24 protein-coding genes, 1 pseudogene and 1 riboswitch are annotated in these 21,361 nt (G+C 66.7%); of the genes and pseudogenes, 12 read left to right on the plus strand and 13 right to left on the minus strand.

The window, feature by feature from the left end:
* Positions 1–149 precede the first annotated feature (149 nt).
* Positions 150–1,106: a class II fructose-bisphosphatase gene (gene glpX, locus E3O62_RS05170; RefSeq protein WP_241973338.1), complete on the plus strand. Its 957-nt coding sequence runs from the start codon at positions 150–152 to the stop codon at positions 1,104–1,106.
* Between the two features lie 83 nt (positions 1,107–1,189).
* On the opposite strand, the gene rmuC is transcribed toward glpX, so the two are convergent.
* Entirely contained in the window at positions 1,190–2,542 is a 1,353-nt protein-coding gene (gene rmuC / locus E3O62_RS05175) for a DNA recombination protein RmuC (protein WP_134397765.1), read from the minus strand.
* Between the two features lie 55 nt (positions 2,543–2,597).
* The gene (locus E3O62_RS05180) at positions 2,598–3,215 is read right to left on the minus strand and encodes an exonuclease domain-containing protein (protein ID WP_134393790.1); all 618 of its coding nucleotides are present in this window, start codon (positions 3,213–3,215) and stop codon (positions 2,598–2,600) included.
* A gap of 83 nt (positions 3,216–3,298) precedes the next feature.
* Here E3O62_RS05180 and ychF point away from each other — a divergent pair, with 83 nt between their 5' ends.
* The 3 genes and pseudogenes from ychF to E3O62_RS05195 all read left to right on the plus strand — a co-directional run bounded on the left by ychF (position 3,299) and on the right by E3O62_RS05195 (position 5,616).
* On the plus strand, positions 3,299–4,372 hold the full coding sequence (ychF, locus tag E3O62_RS05185) for a redox-regulated ATPase YchF (protein ID WP_134397766.1): 1,074 nt from the start codon (positions 3,299–3,301) through the stop codon (positions 4,370–4,372).
* A gap of 94 nt (positions 4,373–4,466) precedes the next feature.
* Positions 4,467–4,658 (plus strand): annotated as a pseudogene (locus tag E3O62_RS17055) (HigA family addiction module antitoxin); the annotation flags it as partial.
* Between the two features lie 76 nt (positions 4,659–4,734).
* A complete protein-coding gene (locus tag E3O62_RS05195; RefSeq protein ID WP_134397767.1) occupies positions 4,735–5,616 on the plus strand; it encodes a hypothetical protein in 882 nt (293 codons plus the stop codon).
* Positions 5,617–6,150: 534 nt separating this feature from the next.
* Here the strand turns inward: E3O62_RS05195 and E3O62_RS05200 are convergent.
* The 8 genes from E3O62_RS05200 to E3O62_RS05235 all read right to left on the minus strand — a co-directional run bounded on the left by E3O62_RS05200 (position 6,151) and on the right by E3O62_RS05235 (position 9,439).
* Complete coding sequence (locus tag E3O62_RS05200) at positions 6,151–7,023, minus strand: NAD(P)-dependent alcohol dehydrogenase (protein ID WP_134397768.1); 873 nt, start codon at positions 7,021–7,023, stop codon at positions 6,151–6,153.
* A gap of 79 nt (positions 7,024–7,102) precedes the next feature.
* Positions 7,103–7,279: a hypothetical protein gene (locus tag E3O62_RS05205; protein ID WP_198413760.1), complete on the minus strand. Its 177-nt coding sequence runs from the start codon at positions 7,277–7,279 to the stop codon at positions 7,103–7,105.
* Between the two features lie 37 nt (positions 7,280–7,316).
* A complete protein-coding gene (locus E3O62_RS05210; RefSeq protein ID WP_134393782.1) occupies positions 7,317–7,508 on the minus strand; it encodes a hypothetical protein in 192 nt (63 codons plus the stop codon).
* A gap of 126 nt (positions 7,509–7,634) precedes the next feature.
* A complete protein-coding gene (locus tag E3O62_RS05215; RefSeq protein ID WP_166784533.1) occupies positions 7,635–7,820 on the minus strand; it encodes a response regulator transcription factor in 186 nt (61 codons plus the stop codon).
* 31 nt (positions 7,821–7,851) lie between these two features.
* Positions 7,852–8,133 carry a hypothetical protein gene (locus E3O62_RS05220; RefSeq protein WP_134397771.1) on the minus strand — a complete coding sequence of 94 codons (282 nt, stop codon included), beginning with the start codon at positions 8,131–8,133 and terminating at the stop codon, positions 7,852–7,854.
* Entirely contained in the window at positions 8,109–8,621 is a 513-nt protein-coding gene (locus tag E3O62_RS05225) for a hypothetical protein (protein ID WP_134397772.1), read from the minus strand. Before E3O62_RS05225 ends, E3O62_RS05220 begins: the two co-directional genes overlap by 25 nt.
* Positions 8,622–8,726: 105 nt before the next feature.
* Entirely contained in the window at positions 8,727–8,945 is a 219-nt protein-coding gene (locus E3O62_RS05230) for a hypothetical protein (RefSeq protein WP_134397773.1), read from the minus strand.
* A complete protein-coding gene (locus E3O62_RS05235) occupies positions 8,942–9,439 on the minus strand; it encodes a 2'-5' RNA ligase family protein (RefSeq protein WP_134393778.1) in 498 nt (165 codons plus the stop codon). Before E3O62_RS05235 ends, E3O62_RS05230 begins: the two co-directional genes overlap by 4 nt.
* A 53-nt stretch (positions 9,440–9,492) precedes the next feature.
* Between E3O62_RS05235 and E3O62_RS05240 the strand changes: the two genes are divergently transcribed.
* The 4 genes from E3O62_RS05240 to E3O62_RS05255 all read left to right on the plus strand — a co-directional run bounded on the left by E3O62_RS05240 (position 9,493) and on the right by E3O62_RS05255 (position 12,854).
* The gene (locus E3O62_RS05240; protein ID WP_134397774.1) at positions 9,493–10,065 is read left to right on the plus strand and encodes an HhH-GPD-type base excision DNA repair protein; all 573 of its coding nucleotides are present in this window, start codon (positions 9,493–9,495) and stop codon (positions 10,063–10,065) included.
* Positions 10,066–10,067: 2 nt separating this feature from the next.
* Positions 10,068–10,460, plus strand: a complete 393-nt coding sequence (locus E3O62_RS05245) for a phage holin family protein (RefSeq protein WP_134397775.1) — start codon at positions 10,068–10,070, stop codon at positions 10,458–10,460.
* 226 nt (positions 10,461–10,686) lie between these two features.
* Positions 10,687–11,526: a bacteriorhodopsin gene (locus E3O62_RS05250; protein WP_134393776.1), complete on the plus strand. Its 840-nt coding sequence runs from the start codon at positions 10,687–10,689 to the stop codon at positions 11,524–11,526.
* A gap of 119 nt (positions 11,527–11,645) precedes the next feature.
* Positions 11,646–12,854 (plus strand): FAD-binding domain-containing protein, encoded by a 1,209-nt coding sequence (locus tag E3O62_RS05255; protein WP_198413761.1) that lies wholly within the window; start codon positions 11,646–11,648, stop codon positions 12,852–12,854.
* Positions 12,855–12,876: 22 nt separating this feature from the next.
* Here E3O62_RS05255 and E3O62_RS05260 read toward each other — a convergent pair whose 3' ends face one another.
* Positions 12,877–13,221: a LysR family transcriptional regulator gene (locus tag E3O62_RS05260; RefSeq protein ID WP_134393980.1), complete on the minus strand. Its 345-nt coding sequence runs from the start codon at positions 13,219–13,221 to the stop codon at positions 12,877–12,879.
* Positions 13,222–13,385: 164 nt separating this feature from the next.
* Positions 13,386–13,483, plus strand: a riboswitch (glycine riboswitch).
* A gap of 182 nt (positions 13,484–13,665) precedes the next feature.
* On the opposite strand from E3O62_RS05260, the gene gcvT reads away from it, so the two are divergent.
* Genes gcvT through gcvP form a run of 3 tightly spaced genes read left to right on the plus strand, consistent with a single transcriptional unit; the run spans position 13,666 to position 18,194 of the window.
* The gene (gcvT, locus tag E3O62_RS05265) at positions 13,666–14,820 is read left to right on the plus strand and encodes a glycine cleavage system aminomethyltransferase GcvT (RefSeq protein WP_134397776.1); all 1,155 of its coding nucleotides are present in this window, start codon (positions 13,666–13,668) and stop codon (positions 14,818–14,820) included.
* A 25-nt stretch (positions 14,821–14,845) separates the two neighbouring features.
* Positions 14,846–15,217, plus strand: a complete 372-nt coding sequence (gene gcvH, locus E3O62_RS05270; RefSeq protein WP_104100875.1) for a glycine cleavage system protein GcvH — start codon at positions 14,846–14,848, stop codon at positions 15,215–15,217.
* Between the two features lie 28 nt (positions 15,218–15,245).
* A complete protein-coding gene (gene gcvP / locus E3O62_RS05275) occupies positions 15,246–18,194 on the plus strand; it encodes an aminomethyl-transferring glycine dehydrogenase (RefSeq protein WP_134397777.1) in 2,949 nt (982 codons plus the stop codon).
* A gap of 143 nt (positions 18,195–18,337) precedes the next feature.
* Here gcvP and E3O62_RS05280 read toward each other — a convergent pair whose 3' ends face one another.
* Positions 18,338–19,051, minus strand: coding sequence for a CPBP family intramembrane glutamic endopeptidase (locus E3O62_RS05280; RefSeq protein WP_134397803.1), 714 nt, complete (start codon positions 19,049–19,051; stop codon positions 18,338–18,340).
* Positions 19,052–19,104: 53 nt separating this feature from the next.
* Positions 19,105–19,497 carry a thiol-disulfide oxidoreductase DCC family protein gene (locus E3O62_RS05285; protein ID WP_134397778.1) on the minus strand — a complete coding sequence of 131 codons (393 nt, stop codon included), beginning with the start codon at positions 19,495–19,497 and terminating at the stop codon, positions 19,105–19,107.
* 239 nt (positions 19,498–19,736) lie between these two features.
* Between E3O62_RS05285 and E3O62_RS05290 the strand changes: the two genes are divergently transcribed.
* Positions 19,737–21,332, plus strand: a complete 1,596-nt coding sequence (locus E3O62_RS05290; RefSeq protein WP_241973329.1) for an ABC transporter substrate-binding protein — start codon at positions 19,737–19,739, stop codon at positions 21,330–21,332.
* Positions 21,333–21,361: the final 29 nt, after the last annotated feature.

Genomic DNA, 21,361 nt, shown 5'->3' on the forward strand with positions numbered 1-21,361 from the left:
GAGCGCACACCCCCGCGACGAAGAGCGGGCGCTAGGCTGAACGAGGCAGCACCGACACCGGTGCCGGCCCAATGATGGGTCTTGCCACTGCCGCACTCTTCGTCCGGGAAGGACCATCTGTGAACAGCCCCGAAGTCGCCCCCAATTTCATGCACCCCGACCGCAACCTTGCGATGGAATTGGTGCGGGCCACCGAGGCCGCAGCGATTCGTGCGGTCCCGTTCATCGGCCGCGGCGACAAGAATGCCGCAGACAAGGCAGCCGTCGACGCCATGCGCGTCTTCCTCGGCACCGTGAACTTCGACGGACTCATCGTCATCGGCGAGGGTGAGAAAGACGAAGCCCCGATGCTCTTCAACGGTGAGCGCGTCGGCAACGGAACCGGACCCGCCTGCGACATCGCGGTCGACCCGATCGACGGCACCAGCCTCACCGCCGCCGGACGCCAGAATGCCCTCTCCGTGATCGCGGTCTCCTCCCGGGGCACCATGCTCGACGCGTCATCCGTGTTCTACATGGACAAGATCGTCACGGGCGCCGCCGGGCGCGGAGTCGTCAGCCTCGACGCCCCGATCGGCGACAACATCCGTGAGCTGTCGAAAGCGACGGGCAAGCCGGTCGGCGAAATGGTCCTCGCCGTGCTCGACCGTCCCCGCCACGCCGAACTTATCGACGCCATCCGCAGCGCCGGAGCGGGCACGCGGCTGATGAGCGACGGCGACGTCGCCGGCGGCATCAACGCGGCCCGCTGGGAAACGCGCATCGACATGTGCGTCGGTACGGGTGGCAGCCCCGAAGGCATCACCACGGCCTGCGCGCTCAAGGCCATCGGCGGCTACATGCAGGGACGCCTGGCACCGAAGGACGACGCCGAGCGTGCGGGCGCCGTCGAGGCCGGTCTCGACGTCGACAAGCTGCTGGAGCTGGACGACATGGTCAGCGGCGACAACACCTTCTTCGTCGCCACGGGCGTGACGGATGGCGGACTCGTCGACGGCGTGCGCCGCCAGGGCCCGATCATCCGCACCGAGAGCATCGTGCTGCGGTCGAAGTCCGGCACCACGCGTCGGGTGATCGCCGAGCACCTCGCCTCGAAGTGGCTCTAGGCGCTCGGCTTTAGCTGCCCGCACGGCCGAAAATCGCCGTTTGGACGGCGATTCTCGACGTTATCGGCGATTCTCGGAGTCACTCAGTCAGTCAGTGCGGCGGCATCGAGTGCGGCGCTTTCGAGTACCGCGGCCTCCAGTTCCGACACGAACTCCCAGGCGGCCAGTTCGCGCGGGGTGTCCTCGATGCCCGCCAGCGGTGCCAGCACCTTTGACTCATCGAGGGCGTTGAGCTTGCGTGCGGTGGGCAGTACCTGGCGTTCCATCGAGCCGACGAAGCCGTTGTAGTCCTTCACCGTGCGCTCGATCGACCGGCCCAGTTTTTCGATGTGCGTGGCCGTGGTGGCCAGACGGCCGTATAACTCCCGACTGAGGTCGAACAAGACTTTTGCGTCATGCGTGAGTACGTCCTGCTGCCAGGTGAAGGCCACCGTCTTGAGCACCGACCACAGGGTCACCGGGGAGGCGAGGGCCACCCGTTTCGAGAACGCGAATTCCATGATCGAGGGGTCGGCCTCCAACGCCGAGGAGACCAGGGACTCGCTCGGGATGAAGGCGATCACGATCTCCGGGGAAGCCTCCAAGCCCTGCCAGTAGGCCTTGCTGCCGAGAGCGGTGATGTGGTCGCGCACGGCCTTGACGTGCGCCTTCATGTAGACGGCCCGCTGGGCTCCCAGGGCGCCGGTAGCGGTGACCGGGATCTGGCTGGCTTCGAGGAACGCCGTGAACGGCACCTTCGCGTCGACGGCGATGTTCTTGCCGCCGGGCAGGTGCACGACCATGTCGGGGCGGCCGACGCCGGCGTCGGAGGTGATGCTCGACTGCACGTCGAAGTCGACCCGCTCGATCAGGCCGGCGGCCTCGACCACGCTGCGCAGCTGGGTTTCGCCCCAGACCCCGCGCGTGTTGTTGGCGCGCAGGGCCGACGCGAGCGACTCGGCAGTGCTCCGTAGGCGCTCCTCCGACTCGGTCGCCGACCGCAGCTGCTGGCTGAGCTCGCCGTGTTGCAGGCTGCGCTGGGCCTCGAGCTCGGCGACCTTCTGCTGCATGTCCTGCAGGCTCTCCTTGACCGGGGCGAGGGCCTGGAGCACCTTGCTTTCCTGCTTCTGCTGCTCGGTGCGCGCGTCCTGGTCGTCGCGCTGGCGGTCGCTCAGTTCGCGGTATTGCCGCCCCGCGTCGACGACCTGCCCGCGCAGGGCGTCGACGGTGGCCTGAACTGAGGCCAGCTCTTCGCGCAGGATGGATTGGATGCCGGCCTCCCGGGCATGCACCTCGGCCAGGGCCACCTGGTGCCTGGCCTCGACGACGAGAGGATCGGTGCCGGACGAGCCTCCGTTGCGGCGCTCGGCGGAACGCGCCGTGAGGACCACCGTGAGCAGGGTGCCGAGCAGGGCGCCGACGACAAGGCCGAGAAGAAGACTGAACCAGGAATCCATGGTTCTACTCTGCCAGTGGCCACCGACATTGCCCGAAGCGGTGCTTCAAGGATGCCTAGTTCAGCGCCATCGGGCCGTGCGTGGCGGACTTCTCCTTCGTGGCGACCGGCCCGATGGCGCCGATCTTCACGCCGGTGATCTGCGCCAGCTCCTCGAGAGTGCCGGCCCCGTGCCGGTCGGCGGCGTGGATCATGATGGCCGCGCAGGCCTCCGCGTCGGCCAGGGCGTCGTGGTGGGCGAAACCCTCGAAGCCCGCGGCCATCGCGGCCACCGGAAGCCGGTAGGACTCGAGGTGGTAGGTGCGGCGGGCCACCTGGAGGCTGCAGACGTAATTGAAGTCGGGCACGACCAGCCCGGCGACAGTGGAGGACGTCTTGATGACCCCCAGGTCGAACCCGGCGTTGTGCGCCACGAGGTGGTCGTCGCCGGCGAAGGCGACCAGATCGGGAAGCTGCTGCGCCCAGGTGGCCGCACCGGCGACATCCGTCGGCCGGATGCCGTGGATCTTGATGTTCCAGGCCAGGAAGACGTCGTGCCCGACGGCCGGCTTGATGAACCAGGCGACACGGTCGACGACCTTGCCGTCACGGACCTTCACCAGCCCGACCGAGCACGCCGAAGCGCTGGAGGAGTTGGCGGTCTCGAAGTCGATGGCGGTGAAGTTGACTGGCACCGCTTCATCCTGTCACGGGCCGCCGACAGCGCGTCGCCTCTGTGCCGACCGGCCCCGGGTCGCAGACGGTACGATTGACTCTCGTGGCTCTTACTATTGCAATCGTCGGACTGCCCAATGTGGGCAAGTCCACCCTCTTCAACGCGTTGACCAAGAACAACGTGCTCGCGGCGAACTACCCGTTCGCCACCATCGAGCCTAACGTCGGCATCGTCAACCTGCCCGACCACCGCCTGGCCAAGCTGGCGGCGGTCTTCGGTAGCGAGCGTCTGCTACCTGCCCCGGTGTCGTTCGTCGACATCGCCGGCATCGTGCGCGGCGCCAGCGAGGGGGAGGGGCTCGGCAACAAGTTCCTCGCCAACATTCGGGAGGCAGACGCCATCGCTCAGGTCATCCGCGGTTTCGCCGACCCCGACGTGGTGCACGTCGATGGCGCCGTCGACCCGGCCGGCGACATGGAGACGATCAACACCGAACTCATCCTCGCCGACCTGCAGACCCTCGAGAAGGCGGTCTCCCGCTTCGAGAAAGAGGTCAAGGGGCGCAAGCTTCCCGCCATCGTGCTGGAGACCGCGCTCAAGGCGCAGGCCATCCTCGACGCCGGAGCGCCGCTGTCATCGGCCACGCTCGACATCGAGCCCATCCGGGAGCTGGGCCTGCTGACGGCCAAGCCGTTCATCTACGTGTTCAACGTCGACGAGGCGGTGCTGCAGGATGCCGGGAAGCTCGCTGTTCTGGCCGCGCTGGTGGCCCCGGCCAACGCCGTGTTCCTCGACGCGAAGCTCGAATCCGAGCTCAGTGAACTCGACGCCGAGGACGCTGCCGAGATGCTGGCGTCTACCGGCCAGGCCGAGAGCGGGCTCGACCAGCTCGCCCGCATCGGCTTCGACACCCTCGGCCTGCAGACCTACCTCACGGCCGGGCCCAAGGAAACACGCGCCTGGACCATCCACAAGGGCTGGACCGCTCCGCAGGCCGCCGGCGTCATTCACACCGACTTTCAGAAGGGCTTCATCAAGGCGGAGATCTTCTCCTTCGACGATCTGATGGTGGCCGGTTCCGTGGCGGAGGCCCGCTCCAAGGGCAAGGCCCGCATCGAGGGCAAGGAATACATCATGCAGGACGGCGACGTGGTCGAATTTAGGTTTAACGTCTAATCAGGCCGGCCAAGGCCGCTTCTTGCAGGTCGAGGAGGTCCGCCAGAGCCTTTTCTGATGGTCGAGGAGGTCCGCGAGGGCCGTCTCGAGCGCGGTGTCCGTCGGTGTGCCGCCTCGCCGCATCAACGAGGTCGTGCACGGCCAGCGTCGAATCACCGCGAACACGGCTCTCCGCCTGGCCAGGTACTTCGGCACCTCGGCGCAATTCTGGTTGACGTTGCAGGACCGGCATGACCGCGATGTTGCCGAGGATCGCATGGCTGAGCAGATTGCGGCAATCACTCCGCGCCGCCCGCGGGACAAAGACCCTTCTTTCGAGGCACGGCGAACCTGGTGGGCGGAGAGCGGACTAGCATTCGGTTATGCTCACGGTCGACTCGCTCAGGAACCTCCTCGCAACGGGCCGTTCGGGTGACCTTGCGGCCCGACTCGCTTCCGTTGAGCCGTACGAGCGCCGCGCGGCGTGCAAGCCCCTGGTTGGTCAGGCCAAGGCCATCCTGTGCGCGAGTTCAGCATCGACGGTGACTTCGTGGCTTCGCGATCTGCGAGCAGACTATCCCGGGGGGTACGCGCAATTCGTTGACGCCTGGACAGGGCCATTGGAACTAGGGCACTGGGATGCGGCGACCACCGTCCTGCTGGCCTCCAAAGTGCCCGCTCAGGCCGCGAAAGTCTGGCCGATACCAGAGGACCGTTCGTTTGCGCAGTGGGTGTACCCGGCCTTGTTCCCCAACGACCTCATCGCGTTCGTCGATCAATGGTCTTCGGATTTCGCAGCGAATCCCAAGAACTGGGACCGTAACCGGGGTCGGGCCGTGATGTATGAGTGGATTGAAGAAGGTCTCGTCGAGGCACCACATCATGATGGAGCTGTCTTGATGCTGATCAGCGGTTGGGCTGACAGGCCGGGGAAGCCGCTTTTGTACTGGCTGCTTGCGAGACCGAAAGTCACCAGGGTGCTCTTCGCTCGTCTCTTCACGACGCGTGGCGTCAAAGGTGCTTCTTTGAGGCAGAGCGACCGGAGTGATGTCAACGATCCACTTCGAACAGTGGTCGTGCCCGGGCTCGTGGAGGCTGGAGTGTGGAGTCGGAGCTTCGTCGTTCAAGGCGTCGAGTCAGCCTTGAGAAGTGATCTGCCCGCCTACCAGCGCCGCTGGTTCGTTCAGCTCGGTGCAGACCTGGGTCTGCCGGCGGCGGGGACGACCGCACTCGCTCGCTCACCCGGTTCAGGGGTTGTTCTGTAACGTAACGTGGTGGAGTTCCGCTTCAACGTGTAGAGCGTTCCGGCCGCAACTGATTCCGTTTCGGACAATTGCTGCCGGTGCGCGGGGCGCAGTTGTCCGCTGCGGCATCAGTTGCGATGGCGAGGCTCGGTGCACTTGAGCGAGTCGTGATGGTCTTCCTTGGCTTGGCCGGCTGAGTTCCCTGGTACTCGTAATGTGTTTTCGTGCGGTAAGGCGGTGGAGTTCCGCTTCAACGTCCAGCGCGTTGCGTGGGGCGTGTGGGGTGTGGCTAAATCAGGAGATCTGTCGCCCGGGGATGCCACCAGGGTGGTCTTTCAGAGTGGATCCCGCCACGGGTCGTACAATTCTCCTGAATTAGCCACCGCGCGGGGCTCCCCGCTTCAGCAAATCGTGTTGCAGGGACAGGGGAGATCCCTCGGCCGACACCTCGACTTCTCCGCGGACGAGCAACAGAATCGGGATCGGGGCCACGCTCGATGAACTCAAAACCGCGTGCCCCGATGCTCACGGACCAGAGAGACTGCCTCCGCCCCCTCAACCGGCCGGGACGCGCAGGATGACGTTGCCTTTCTTATGGCCGGCCTCGACGAAACGGTGCGCCAGAGCGACGTCGGCCAGGTCGTACGTCCGATCGATGACCGCCAGGGACCGACCCGACTCGGCAAGGTCGACCAGGTGCGCGAGAGCATCCGCGGTGCTGTCGATGTTGCCCGCGACGACCCGCCTCCCGCTCCTCCTGGTGTGCCAGGCGGCCAGAAGCAGCCCCCGGAGATCGGAGACGACGAGCAACAGGGCGCCGCCGGAAGTGAGGCACGTCGCAGCGCGTTCACAGGGGGCGTTCCTGACGCAATCCATGATGACGTCGTAGGTTTGCCCCTCGAGCAGGAAATCCTCCGTTGTGTAGTCGATCACCCGGTCGGCGCCGAGCGCGGTGACCAGCTCGCGGTTGGCGCCGCTGCACACGCCGGTGACGCGCGCGCCCATCTGCTTGGCGAGCTGCACCGCCGCCGTGCCCACGGCACCGGATGCGCCGTTCACGAGAACGGTGCTGCCCGGTTTGATCTCGGCGCGGCTGAAAAAAGCATGGGCGGTGGTCCCGCCGAAGACGAGAGTCACGGAATCCGTGAAGGTCATGTTCCGTGGCTTCGCCGTGATCGCGCCATCCTGCGGGATGCAGACGTATTCCGCGTGCCCGCCGAATCGGCTGCCGAGCATCGCGATCACCTCGTCGCCGGGCCCGAACGGCGCTCCCAGCAAGGAGAACACGGTCACGCTGAGGATATGCGTCACGATGGGCACGGGGGAGTCGAGGAACCTGGCGTTGTGCGCCGAGGCGACAGCCCCGCCCGCCTGCTCGGTCAGCCGCGCTGCCCCGGCGAGCAGCGGGATGAGGCTGAGCAGGATCAACCCGGTTGACGCACGCCACTGCCCCGCTGGGCCATCCTTCGACTGTCGTGGGGTGCCGCGGCAGTCGCGATGTCCCGGGTCATGGTTGCCTGCTTCCCAGAGCGTTGAAGGAGATCAGCGTCACACCCAGGTCACTCACTCGGCGCAGCAGCCCGTGCAGCGCGGCCTGGTCGATGACCGAGCCCGTGAGGACTGTCGTGCCGTCGCCTGTCCCGGTCAGTGTGAAGCCCTCGAACCAGTCACTCCAACTCTCCACGAGCTGCCCCTGAAGCCGAATCTCATAGCGGTCGAGTTCAGCCCGTGATGCCGACCAAGCCGAGGACGGCCATGCCGAAGCTGAGACTGTGCACCGTCACCCAGGTCTGGGTGGTGAGGGAGGCGGCCTCGTCGGCGGGGTGGATGAACTGGATGACGATATAGATCAGCCCGGACAGTGCGGCGGCGACCGCGGCCCTTCGGGTGAGAGTAGAAGGCGTGATGCTCATGAGGTGCTCCGATGCTCTGAGAAGCCCCAGGCGGATACCCGAGGATGACCCGAATCTAAGGAGACACATGCTGACGGGGCATCACCCCACGTGGTGACCGAGGTGGTGATTATGCCGACTGCCGGATTAGATCAGGCCCAGCTGGGCGGCGTGGCTGACGGCAACCGAACGGCTGTTGACGTTGAGCTTGCCGAAGATGTGCCTGCTGTGGGTGCGCAGGGTGTTGAGCGAGACGCACAATTCACGGGCGATCTGGGGACCCGTGAGTTCGGTCGCCAGGAACCGGAGTACGTGCAGCTCGCGCTCGCTCACGGGCTCAGGCAGGGTCGGCGGGCCGACTGTTTCATCGCCGGATGTTTGCAGGGCCCGGCCGATCCGTCGCACGTAGTCGGAGCTGAATCCCGCCTCGGCGGCCTACTCCGGCGGCGGCGAGAAGCCGGTCGAGCAACCGGATGGCCGACCCGATCGACCCCTCGCTCGGATCGGCCCGGTGTTGCGCGAGGAGCAGCTTCGCCAGGGTGATGTGCCCGAACTCGCTCAGGTAGGTCAGCTCGTCGTCCGCGGACAGGCCGTGCTTGTTGGCCCAGGCCCGGGCATCCGTCAGCCGTCCCTGCTGGATCCGCAACCGCGCCCGCAGGACATATGCAGAGAGGTGGTGATACCGGTACCAGCGGCGCCGGTCAACCAGGGCAACGACGAAGAGATCCTCCGCTCGAGGGACTCCAGCATCTCGCTGCTCCCCGTTTCCTCGGTGACGGCGTCACAGAGGGGGCCAGTGAGCCGGTCCAGGATGCAGGTGCGCAGCAGGAATGCCCGCACCTTCTCGGGCTGACGTTGCATCACCTCCTCGGCGAGATAGTCGATCACGAACCGGTTGCTCCCGGTGAAGCCGTGAATGAAGCCGGAGACATCCGAGCGTTCCCGTATCGAGAGGGCCGCCAGCCGGAGACCGGCGATCCAACCCTCTGTGCGTGTGTCAGGAGCGGCGATGTCCTCGGCCGAGAGCTTCAGGTCCACCATGTCCTTCAGGAAGGCGGAAGCCTCGTCCGGGGTGAAGCGCAGATCGGATGCCCGGAACTCGGTGAGCTCGTTGCCGGCGCGCAGTCGCGCCACGGGGAGGAGCGGATCGGATCGGCTCGCCACGGCCAGGTGCAGATTCGGCGGAAGGTGATCGAGGAGGAAGACCAGCGCATCGCGGATATCCGGTGCCTCAATCAGTTAGAGGTCATCGAGCACCATGATGATCTCGTGCGGACTCTGGGCGACGTCGTTGATCAGTCCCGTCAGCGCCGACTCGAACGACGTCACCGGAAGGGTCAACGCTTCTGCACCGATCGCGGGATCTGCCCGAGTGCGCGCGTGACGCCCCTGGTTGCGGAAGCCGGGGCGCAGCTCGGCGCACAGACCCGCTGCACCCGACCGGGTGTCCGCACTCACACGGGAGTAGGCAAGGGGAACGTGGCGAGCACCGTGCGGCCGCTCGCCGCCGATCGGGGCGCCATGTCCACGAGGGCGATCTGGGTGAGAGCGAGCCGCTGGCCCTCGTGCACCCGGGCGCCGTTCTTGATCGTGATGTGGGCCCGGAAGCCGGGACCCGTGAACGCGGGCTCGTCGGGGGTGGAGGCAAACGGCCGCACAGCCTCGACGAGGGCGCGGTGCAGCCGGGTCAGGCGCGGGTCGTCCCCGACGAGCGTCACCGGCACGTCCTCGCGCCGGCCGAACAGCGCGTCGGCACCCGCGACCGCCGTGAGGGCGGTGCGGCCCGATGCCGTGGCGGCGACGACGCCGGAAATGACATCCGCGATGACGGATGCAACGGCATCCGTGTGAAAGGGGGGCAGCACGGTGATGTGCAATGGCCACTCCGACACCGGGAAGCTGTCGCCTGTACGGAGCGCCGTGAGCGGGAGGACGACGACGAGGCGGGACATCCGCCGAGTCTAGGGGAATCCCGCCGGCGCGCCGCCGGTGGCACAATGGTCGCATGATGCTGCACCTCACCGGCGATGACGCCGCCGACGCCCTGCTCAGCGATGACCCCTTCGCGCTCCTCCTCGGGATGCTGCTGGACCAGCAGATCGCGATGGAGACCGCGTTCGCCGGGCCGGCCAAGATCCGCGACAGGATCGGCACGCTCAATCCGGCGACCATCGCCGGCTTCGACGCCGATGCACTCGTCGAGGTGTTCCGGGCCACGCCGGCGGTGCACCGCTTTCCGGGCTCGATGGCCGCTCGCACGCAGACCCTCGCGGGCGTGATCGCCACAGACTGGAGGGGTGATGCGTCCGCCCTGTGGACCGCCGACTCCCCGGACGGCGCCGAGATCCTGCGGCGCCTGAAAGCGCTCCCGGGATTCGGCGAGCAGAAGGCGAAGATCTTCCTTGCCCTGCTCGGCAAGCGTCAGGGTCTCACCGTGGAGGGCTGGCGTGAGGCCTCCGAGCCCTATGGTGAGGACGGCTCGTTCCGGTCCGTCGCCGACATCGTCGATCCCGAATCCCTGAACCGGGTGCGGGAAACCAAGCGGGCGGCGAAGGCGGCCGCCAAGAAGAAGGAGTAGCCATGGTGCGTTTCCTGATCCGCGCGGCCATTTTCCTCGGTTCGGCCGCGCTCGGCCTCGGGGTGGCGTCGCTGGTACTCGTGGGTTTCAGGCTTACCTGGCAGGGATTCCTGATCACGGTGCTCGTTTTCGCGGCCGCGCAGAGCATCCTGTCGCCCTCTATCACGAAATTGACGGCACGTAATACGCCGGCGTTCCTGGGCGGGGTCGGCCTAGTGTCGACCTTCGTGGTGCTACTGGTCGCATCCGTCGTCGCCAACGGGCTTGTCATCCGCGGCTGGCGGACCTGGATCCTGGCCGCCTTGGTGGTCTGGCTGGTCACCGCCCTCGCGATGGTCATTCTGCCGCTGCTGTTCCGGCGTACGGTGGCACAGCAGGTCGGCACCAGCAGGTAGGGCGGTGTCGACCACATCAGCGAGCGTATAGCGGCTGAGCGCCATCTGCACCGTAGCTATTGACCTGCTGACCGGGGGCGATACTCTATGCAAAGAATCAGGAAACGTGTACTAAATTCATAGTTAGCAATCAGATAGGCAGTTCAGTAACTGAGAAATCAATAAACACAGCAAAGCTCTTCGGCACGACTCTTTCCTGTTCTTTCTCGCTTATTCGGAGGACAACTTGATTCCCGATTCCCTCACCCAGATTCAATACGACACCGTCTACAACGTGTTCTCGCTCGTCATCGCGTCACAGCTGTTCACGGCGATCTTCATCATCATCTCGCTCAAGCGGGTCCTGCCCCGGTATCGTCAGGCGATGACCGTCGCGGCCATCGTCTGTGCGATTGCCGCCTACCACTATTTCCGCATTTTCGACTCCTTCAAGGCTGCCTTCGTCACCGAGGCCATCGGCGGGGCGGGCGACTATGTGCAGGTCGCCGGGGAGTCCTTCAATGAGGGCTACCGCTACGTCGACTGGTTGCTCACGGTCCCCCTGCTGCTGCTCGAACTGATCGCGGTTCTCGCCCTGGCCCGCAAGGTGCAAACCAGTCTCCTGTACCGGCTCATTCCGGCATCGGCCCTGATGATCATCCTCGGGTACCCCGGCGAGCTCAGCGGGGACAACGCCGTTCGCGGAATCTTCGGTCTGCTCTCCACCATCCCGTTCGCGTACATCCTCTACGTTCTGTTCGTCGAACTGACCAAGTCCCTCGACCGCCAGCCGCAGAGTGTGCGCCGCACGATCAGCCAACTGCGCCTGCTTCTGCTGCTGACCTGGGGTGTTTACCCGATCGCCTACCTACTGCCCATGCTGGGTATCGACGGCTCGGATGCCTGGGTCGGCAAACAGATCGGATACTCGGTCGCCGACATCCTCGCCAAGGCCCTCTACGGTCTGATCATCTACCGCATCGCGCGGATGAAGTCGTTCGCGGATGACCCGGCATTCGCACGCCTCGAACTGTCGGTCGATGAGGCCGAGGAGATGGCCGCCCCGGTGCACGTGCGGAACAAGTAGGCCTACCCGGCCACCTGCTCACCGCCAACGGGCCTGGGCCGATCGCGATCATCTTGATCGTGACCGGCCCAGGCCCGTTTCGCTTTCTGCTGCCCCTCGGGCGGAGTCTAATATCAAGTGTGCTCATCGCCCTGAACGACGGAACCGCGGATGCCGTGGTGCGGCGCCATCTGCACCACCTGGTCGATGACGAGGTGCGGGCGAGTCCGAGCATCCGGGGCGGCCAGACCAGCGCCGACCGTGCCCTGGCGGAATTCTCGGTGGCGGGCTATGCGGCCAGGCGCAGCCAGGTGCTGCCGGAAACCGATCGCGGGGCATCCCGGCTATCACCGTACATTCGGCACTCCTTGGTGCCGCTTCGCCGGGCCTGGGAGCACGTCGGCAAAGGACCTGCCCGAGATACCCGCAAATTCCGGGACGAGTTGCTCTGGCAGGAATACGCCCGACACCTCTATGCGCGTGTGGGTGTGGCCCTGCACCGAAACCTGCGCTTTGCGGCACCCTGGGCCGGAGAATTCGAACCTCAGGCCTGGCCGCGCCGGATGCACTGCATCGACTCGGTCGTGTCGGAACTGGAAACCGACGGCTGGCTGGTCAATCAGACCCGGATGTGGCTGGCCTCCCAGTACACGGTCCGGTCTGGCGCGGGGTGGCATGCCGGCCAGGAAGAATTCTACCGGCACCTGCTCGACGGCTCCCGCGCGGCCAACCTCCTGGGCTGGCAGTGGACCGTGGGTGCCGGCACCGGCTCCGCCTACGGCTTCGCCCGCTGGCAGGTTGAGAAACGGGCACCGCAGCTCTGCCGGGAGTGTCCGCTCGCCCGGGCCTGCCCGATCGAGCAGTTTCCGGTGGGGGCAGCGCCAGTGCCGGTGACGGATGCTCCGGCCACTCTCACGCACGATTCGCACCTGTCCGACACGCTGGGGCCCACCGACGTCGTGCGGCGCCGCGCACCCCGGTCGGTGCTGCTGACGGTCGATTCCCTGGGCGACGCCGATCCGGCGCTCGCGGCGCATCCCGCACTGCCGGCCGCCTTCATCTTCGACGAGCCGGCCCTGGCCAAGCTGCGGCTCTCAAGCAAAAGACTGATCTTCACCGTGGAAACCCTTCAGGATCTGGCCCGGCGTCGCGAGGTGGTCGTGTACCTGGGTGACCCGCGAGTGATCGTTCCGGGCCTCGACGCAGCAGTCACGTTTGCGCCGGTGCCCAGCTTCGCGCGCTACGCGGAGGGCGCGGCCGTGCTGCACCCGTGGCCGTGGCTGGTGCCGCCGCATAGCGGATCGGTGGCCAGTTTCTCGGCCTGGCGCCGTGCCTCGGCCGGCGTCTAGAGTCCGAAGTCGAGCGTGCGGGCTAGCGGCCCTGGCGGCGCTTGCCGGGACGCGGCTGGCCCTTCACCTCGGGCGCGCGGCCCTTGCCCTTCGCCGCCTTCGCCTTGCCGCCCGCCGGAAGCGGCGGCTTCCAGGGCTCATCCGAGGCGGCCAGCATGGTGCGGGCATCCGTGAGAAACAGGTTGCCCGCCGCGGTCAATCGGGTGGTTTCCGTGGTGCGGTCGATGAGCACGACGCCCAGGTTCGCCTCGAGTTTTGCGATCGAGGAGCGCAATTTCGGGGTGGAGATATTGAGGTTCATCGCGGCGCGCGGGAAGTGCAACTCCTCGGCGACGGCGATGAAATGCCGGAGGAGTGTGATGTCCACGGAACGCCTTTCTGTGTGCGCCGCACGAATCGCGGGCGAAGTGTCAAGGGTACGCGTTCCCGCTGGGGGTGTCGCCGGGGGCCACCGGAAGCGGCCGCACCACGCTTCCGGGCCCGCACGCGCTAGGCTCGGAGCGCACACCCTCAACTGAATATAGGGCCATCAAGGTCGATGCGGGAGAGTTCGACGCCCTCAGGCAGTCGAACACCGAAGGAGCAATCCTCCCCGACAATCTCTCAGGTACTCGTACCGCATCGAACTGGCCACTCTGAAAAGTAGTCGCGGCTCGGCAGCGGCTCGCCCACGGTGAAAATCGCGCCCGCCCAACGGCTGCGGTGAAGCTCTCAGGCCTGACGACAGAGGGGGAGTTCCCAGGGGTACGATCGATCGATCGCGCCCCGGAGATTCTTGCTCGGCCCCGGCCGGCGACAACCTGGAGAACTCATGACCTCGGACACTGAAGCCCACACCGATTCGACCCCCACGGTGGAGCGGTTCTCCCCGCTGCACCTGGCGCACGTGGATGCCGGCGCCAGTTTTACGGACTTCGCCGGCTGGCAGATGCCGGTGCGCTACTCGAGCGATCTCGCCGAGCACCACGCCGTGCGCACCAGCGCGGGCATCTTCGACCTCTCGCACATGGCCGAGATCCTGGTGGCCGGGCCGGACGCCGGAGCGTTCCTCGACTATGCCCTCGCCGGCCAGCTCTCCGCGATCGACCTGCTGCAGGCCAAGTACAGCCTCATCCTCAACCGCGCTGGCGGCATCATCGACGACATCGTCGTCTACCGCACGGCCGAGAACGAGTACCTCGTCATCGCCAACGCGGGCAATCGTTTCCCGGCAGTCGCGGCGCTCACGGCCCGGGCCACCCGCTTCGACGTCACCGTCACCGATCAGAGCGACGACGTCGCCCTGATCGCCGTGCAGGGGCCGAACTCGCGCGCCATCCTCGAGGCCACGGCGGACCTCAGGATCGACGGCGACCTGTCAGCGCTGAAGTACTACCGCGCCCTGGGCGGTACCTTCCAGGCCGGCCGCGTTCTCATTGCCCGCACCGGCTACACCGGTGAAGACGGCTTCGAACTTTATGTCGACGTGCCGGATGCCGCGGCGCTCTGGGACGCGCTCCGCGCGGCGGGCGCCTCTTTCCACCTCGTGCCGGCGGGGCTCGCCAGCCGGGACACCCTCCGCCTCGAGGCCGGCATGCCGCTCTACGGCCACGAACTGAGCACCTCGACCTACCCGGTGCAGGCCGGGCTCGGCCGCGTTGTGAACCTCGCCAAGGAGGTCGATTTCATCGGCCGCGAGGCCAGCGAAGAGGGTCCCAGCGCGGAGGCGCGCGTACTCGTGGGACTGGAGTCTGCCGGCAAGCGTGCCGGTCGCGCCGACTACCCGGTGTATCGCAGTGCCGACGCGACCGTGGCCGACGGCGTGATCACGAGCGGGGCGCTGTCGCCGACGCTCGGACATCCGATCGCCATGGCCTACGTGGCGCCCGGCGTGGCGCGACTCGGCACCCAGGTCTTCGTCGACGTGCGCGGCACCCGCATCCCCGCAACCGTGACCGCCCTTCCGTTCTACAAGCGTCAGAAATAGTCCACCCCTCGAGAGGAACACCCCCATGGCCGAACAGTCTGAACTCCAGTACACCGCCGAGCACGAGTGGGTTCTCGTCGACGGCGACACCGCCACCGTCGGCATCACCGCCTACGCCGCCGACAAGCTCGGCGACGTCGTCTTCGTCGAGCTGCCGGCCGTCGGCAGCGATGTCGCCGGCGGCACCGTCGTCGGCGAGATCGAGTCCACCAAGTCGGTCGGCGAGCTCTTCGCCCCCGTCACGGGCACCGTCGCCGAGACCAACGATGCCGTCGTCGAGAGCCCCGAGCTCGTCAACAGCGACCCGTTCGGCGCCGGCTGGCTGCTCAAGGTCACGTTCGCGGAGTTGCCTCCTCTCCTCAGTTACGCCGACTACTCCGCCCTCATCGGCGAGTAACGAAAACGAAAAGCCAGGTTCCGCACACATGTCACAGCCTTTCACTCAGCGCCACATCGGCACGGATGCCGACGCGCAGTCCCGCATGCTGTCCATCCTCGGTTACGACTCGGTCGACGCCCTCGTCAACGCGGCCGTGCCCGAATCGATCCAGGTGGACCAGTTCCGCACCATCGGTGACAGCACCCTGCCGCCCGCCGCCACCGAGCGGGAGGCCATCGCGGAGTTGCGGGACCTCGCCGGCCGCAACACCGTGAAGCGGTCCATGATCGGTCTCGGCTACTACGACACCGTCACCCCGGCCGTGATCAAGCGCAATGTGTTCGAGAACCCCAGCTGGTACACGGCCTACACTCCGTACCAGCCCGAAATCTCCCAGGGCCGTCTTGAGGCGCTGATCAACTTCCAGACCATGATCGCCGACCTGACCGGACTGTCCACGGCCAACGCGTCCATGCTCGACGAGTCGACCGCCGTGGTGGAGGGCATGCTGCTCACCCGTCGGGCGTCGAAGTCGAAGTCGACCCGTTTCCTCGTCGACGCCGACGCGCTGCCGCAGACGAAGGCCCTGCTCGGCAATCGCGCGGCCGCCGTCGGGATCGACCTCGTGGAGGTCGACCTGGCCGGGTCCGCTGAGGACCTCGGCGAGTACTTCGGTCTCTTCGTGCAGTACCCCGGCGCATCCGGCCGGGTCTGGAACCCGGCCGGTGTTATCGCCGCCGCCCAGGCGCAGGGGGCGCTCGCCGTCGTCGCCGCCGACCTGCTCGCCCTGACCCTGATCACCTCGCCCGGCGAGCTCGGCGCCGACGTGGCCGTGGGCACCAGCCAGCGCTTCGGTGTGCCGATGGGCTTCGGTGGTCCGCACGCGGGCTACATGGCCGTGCGCAGGGGCCTCGAGCGTCAGCTTCCCGGCCGCCTGGTCGGCGTCAGCGTTGACGCGGCCGGCCACCCGGCCTACCGCCTGTCGCTGCAAGTGCGTGAGCAGCACATCCGTAGGGACAAGGCCACCTCGAACATTTGCACCGCCCAGGTGCTGCTGGCCGTGATGGCCGGCATGTACGCGGTCTACCACGGGCCCGACGGCCTGCGGAAGATCGCCGCCCAGGTGCACGAGCGCGCCGGGCAACTCGTCGTCGCGCTCCTCGCCGCCGGTGTCGACGTCGTCACCGCGACGTTCTTCGACACGGTCCGTGCCTCCGTTCCGGGCCGCGCCGCCGAGATCGCCCGGGCCGCCGCCGCCAGCGGGGTCAACCTCTACCTGGTCGACGCGGACACCGTCGGCATCGCCGTCGACGAGACGACGACTCTCGCGGATCTCGCCCTGGTCGTCGGCGCGTTCGGCGGGCGGGATGCCTTCGGCCTGGTCGACTTCAGCATGGTCGAGGCCGGCCTTCCGCCCGAACTTCATCGCACCAGCGAGTTCCTCACCCACCCGGTGTTCAACACGCACCGCTCGGAGACGAGCATGATGCGCTATCTCAAACGCCTCGCCGACTTCGATTACGCGCTCGACCGCGGCATGATCCCGCTCGGCTCCTGCACCATGAAGCTGAACGCGGCCACCGAGATGGAGGCCGTCAGCTGGCCCGAGTTCGGCGGGCTGCACCCGTTCGCGCCGCGTGCCGACATCGAGGGCTACCTGGAACTGATCCGGCAGCTCGAATCCTGGCTGACGGATGTCACCGGCTACGATTCCGTGTCCCTCCAGCCCAACGCCGGCAGCCAGGGTGAACTCGCCGGGCTCCTCGCGATCCGCGGCTACCACCTCTCCACCGGGGATACCCAGCGCACGGTATGCCTGATCCCGTCCAGCGCGCACGGCACCAACGCGGCCTCCGCCGTGCTCGCCGGCATGAAGGTCATCGTCGTCGCCTGCGACGAGCTCGGCAACGTGGACCTGGACGACCTGCGCGCCAAGATCGCGGAGCACGCCGAGAACCTCGCCGCGCTGATGATCACCTACCCGTCGACGCACGGCGTCTACGAGCACGAGGTCGGCGCCATCTGCACGGCCGTGCACGACGCCGGCGGCCAGGTCTACGTCGACGGCGCCAACCTGAACGCCCTGCTCGGTTTCGCCCGTTACGGCGACTTCGGCGGCGACGTGTCGCACCTGAACCTGCACAAGACGTTCTGCATCCCGCACGGCGGTGGCGGGCCGGGCGTCGGTCCGGTCGGGGCCAAGGCGCACCTCGCTCCGTTCCTGCCGGGGCACCCGCTCGCTCAGAGCGACGAGCACTACCTCCTCGCCTCCCGCGATGCGGCGGCGGTCGACGGCGGTGGCGATGAAAGTGACGGCACGGTCGGCGGCACGGTCGGCGGCACGGTCGTGCATTCCGGCGGGCCGGTCTCGGCGGCGCCCTACGGCAGCCCGAGCATCCTACCGATCTCCTGGGCCTATGTGCGCATGATGGGGGCCGAGGGACTGCACGCGGCCACCGGCGCCGCGGTACTCGCGGCCAACTATGTGGCCAAGCGCCTCGAGGCTCACTACCCGGTGCTGTATTCCGGTGACAACGGCCTGGTCGCCCATGAGTGCATCCTCGATCTGCGGCCGCTCACCGAGGCCACCGGGGTCACCGTCGACGATGTGGCCAAGCGCCTCGTCGACTACGGCTTCCACGCGCCGACCATGAGCTTTCCGGTGTCCGGTACGCTCATGATCGAGCCCACCGAGAGTGAGGACCTGGTCGAGATCGACCGGTTCGTCGAGGCCATGATCGCGATCAAGGCCGAAGCGGATGCCGTAGCCGCCGGCCGCTGGCCTGCCGAGGACAACCCGCTGCACAATGCCCCGCACACGGCACAGTCGGTGATCGAGGGGGAGTGGACGCACGCCTACGACCGTGAGACCGCGGTCTACCCGGTGCGCAGTCTCATTCGTGGCAAGTACTGGCCGCCGGTGCGCCGCATCGACAACGCCTTCGGTGACCGCAATCTCGTCTGCGCCTGCCCGCCCCCCGAGGCCTTCGAGTAGACCGCCACTCCCGAACGAATTCGACGGAGATTCTGCCTGTCCGGCCGGGTTTTGGCCCGATTCGAGCCGTTCTCGGCAAAATCTCCGTCGAATTCGCGGTCCGGCAGACCGGTCAGGCAGGTCAGGCAGGTCAGGCAGGCAGGTCAGGCGGCGGGGGCGAGGAGCCCCGGCCACCAGGCGAGGGCGAGCGGGTACCCGACGAAGGAGACGATGTCGAGGATCCAGTGCGCAATCACGAGCGGCATCGTGCGTCCCCAACGCAGATAGCACCAGCCGAATAGCACCCCCATGGCCGCATTGCCGAAGAACGGCCCGATGCCCTGGTAGAGATGGTAGCTGCCGCGTAGGAGCGCCGAGGACACGATGATGGTCCAGGTGGACCAACCCAGCTCGCGCAGCCGGGTGAACAGGTAGCCGACCACGATCAGCTCCTCGACCAGTGCCGAGCGCAGCGCCGAGAGCACCAGGATCGGGATCGTCCACCAGAACGTGTCGAGCGGCGACGGCACGATCGCCACGGTGAAGCCGAGGGACCGCCCGGCGAGGTACAGCCCCAGTCCGGGGATACCGATCACGAGCATCAGCCCGAAGCCGCGCAGCAGGTCGTGCCCCGGCTCCGTGAAGTCGAAGCCCAGCCGCCGGAACGGACTCTGCCGCGGCAGCCACAGCAGGTAGAGCACCAGGGCCACGGCGAACAGGGCGAAGAAGATGCCCAAAAACTGATAGCTGAAGTCGAGCCATTCCCGCGGCGACTGCGACCCGTTCAGGGTCGCCGACTGCTCCGAGAGCGGCCGGGTGTCGGTCAGCCGGGCGATGATCGAGATGATCGAATAGAGAGCGGATGCCCCGAGCGACATTCCGAGGACGATCCCCACCTCCCAGCGGATCCCGGTTCGATTGCCGAGCAGAGTCACGCGCCCGGCTTCATCCGGCAGGCCGGTGTTCCCCCGGGCAGCCGGTGGCGGTACCGCGCCACGAGCCGGTAGCCCACTTCGGCCGCCCACGACCACGGCGGCACGGTGCCGAGCCAACCCAGGACGCGCAAAAGCGCATTCGGCTGGTGCCGAAGCAGGGCGGCCACGGCCGCGGCGCCGCCGAACCGGTGGTCGTCGACGACCAGCCAAACGCGGGACTGGGCCTCCTTCGTCGTCAGCGCATAGGACGCCAGGTCGGTCCACTGGTAGGGAGAGGAAGTCGGCATGCCGGTAATCAGACGCCTCATGGTGTTCACGGAGGTCGTGCAGAACGCGCAGTCGCCGTCGTAGATCAACAGCGGAGGGCGTACGGGGGTGGTCACGGTCATCCTCCCATCTTCCCACTGCCCGGAACGAGCAGGTTGCTGAATCCGGTGGACGGATTGCGCGCAAGAACCTGCTGTGGCGCAACTATCCTGCGCAGTTTGTTTCGCATCTGTAACGTTTCCGCAATGGATTATGCGAAGTCCGCGCCCACTCTTTAAGGTCGGTATATCCGAGATGTCTGCTCGCCCGAGGGTCACGCGGCATTTCCCTGCGCACTGGAGGAAAATTGAAAATCAGGAGAATGGGCATACCTGCCATCGCCTTGGCTGCCGCGGGAGCCCTCGTGCTCTCCGGTTGCGCCAGCGGAGACGCCCCGGCAGAGAGTGACACCGCGGCGATCATCACCACGAACGGATCCGAGCCGCAGAACCCGCTGATCCCGACGAACACCACCGAGACCGGAGGCGGCAAGATCACCACCTCGATCTTCGCCGGGCTCGTCTCGTACAACGCCAAAGGCGAGATCGAGAACGAGGTCGCCAAGTCGATCGAGTCCGACGACGCCCAGAACTGGACCGTCACGCTCAACGACGGCTGGGAGTTCACCGACGGCGAGGCCGTCACGGCTGACTCCTTCGTGGATGCCTGGAACTTCGGAGCGAAGTTCAGCAACGCCCAGAGCGCCTCGTACTTCTTTGACAACATCGCCGGCTTCAGCTACGACGCTGACGCCGAACTGACCGGGCTGAAGGTCGTCGACGAATCCACCTTCACGGTCGAGCTGGCCTCGCCCGAGGCCGACTGGCCGCTGCGCCTGGGCTACACGGCGTTCATGCCGCTGCCCTCCGCCGCGTACGACGACATGGAAGCCTTCGGCGAGAACCCGATCGGCAACGGCCCGTACATGCTGGCAAAAGAGGGCGCCTGGGAGCACGAGGTCGGAATTGACCTCGTCACCAACCCCGAGTACGACGGCGTGCGCAAGCCCGCCAACGGTGGCCTGAACATCGTCTTCTACGCCTCGATGGACGCCGCGTACGCGGATGTCCAGGGTGGCAACCTCGACGTGCTCGACGCCGTCCCGGACGCCGCGTTCGAGTCCTATGAGTCGGACTTCCCGGACCGCTTCGTGAACCAGCCGGCCGCCATCTTCCAGGGCTTCAACATGCCGTACTACCTCGAGCACTGGAGTGGTGAGGAAGGCAAGCTGCGTCGCGCCGCCATCTCGATGTCGATCGACCGCAAGGAAATCACGGACGTCATCTTCCAGGGCACCCGCACCCCCGCGACCGACTTCACTTCGCCGGTCATCGACGGTTACTCCGACTCCCTCAAGGGTGCCGAAGTCCTCGAATACAACCCGAAAGAAGCCAAGGCCAAGTGGGCCGAAGCCGACGCGATCGCGCCCTACACCGGCACGTTCGACCTCGCCTACAACTCCGACGGCGGCCATGCCGCCTGGGTCGACGCGGTGACCAACAGCATCAAGAACACGTTGGGAATCGAAGCCATCGGTAAGCCGTACCCGACGTTCGCTGCGGCGCTCGACGACCGTTCCGCCGACAAGCTGACCGGTGGCACCCGCGCCGGCTGGCAGGGTGACTACCCGTCGCTGTACAACTTCCTCGCACCGCTGTACCAGACCGGTGCCGGCTCGAACTACGAGGACTACACCAGCGAAGAGTTCGACGCGCTGCTCAAGGAAGGCGCGGCCGCGTCCTCCGTCGAGGACGCCACCGCGAAGTACCAGAAAGCACAGGAAGTCCTCCTCGTCGACCTTCCCACGATCCCGCTCTGGTACTCCAACGTCAGTGGCGTCTGGTCCGAGTCGGTCGAGAACGTCGTCTTCGGCTGGGACTCCGTGCCGATGTACACCGACATCACCAAGAGCGAGTAGCTCTCGTTCAACCAGCTCGTCAGCAGTAA

Origin of the sequence: Cryobacterium sp. TMT2-15-1 (assembly GCF_004402345.1) — a bacterium.
In the GTDB taxonomy this organism is placed as follows: Bacteria; Actinomycetota; Actinomycetes; order Actinomycetales; family Microbacteriaceae; genus Cryobacterium; species Cryobacterium sandaracinum.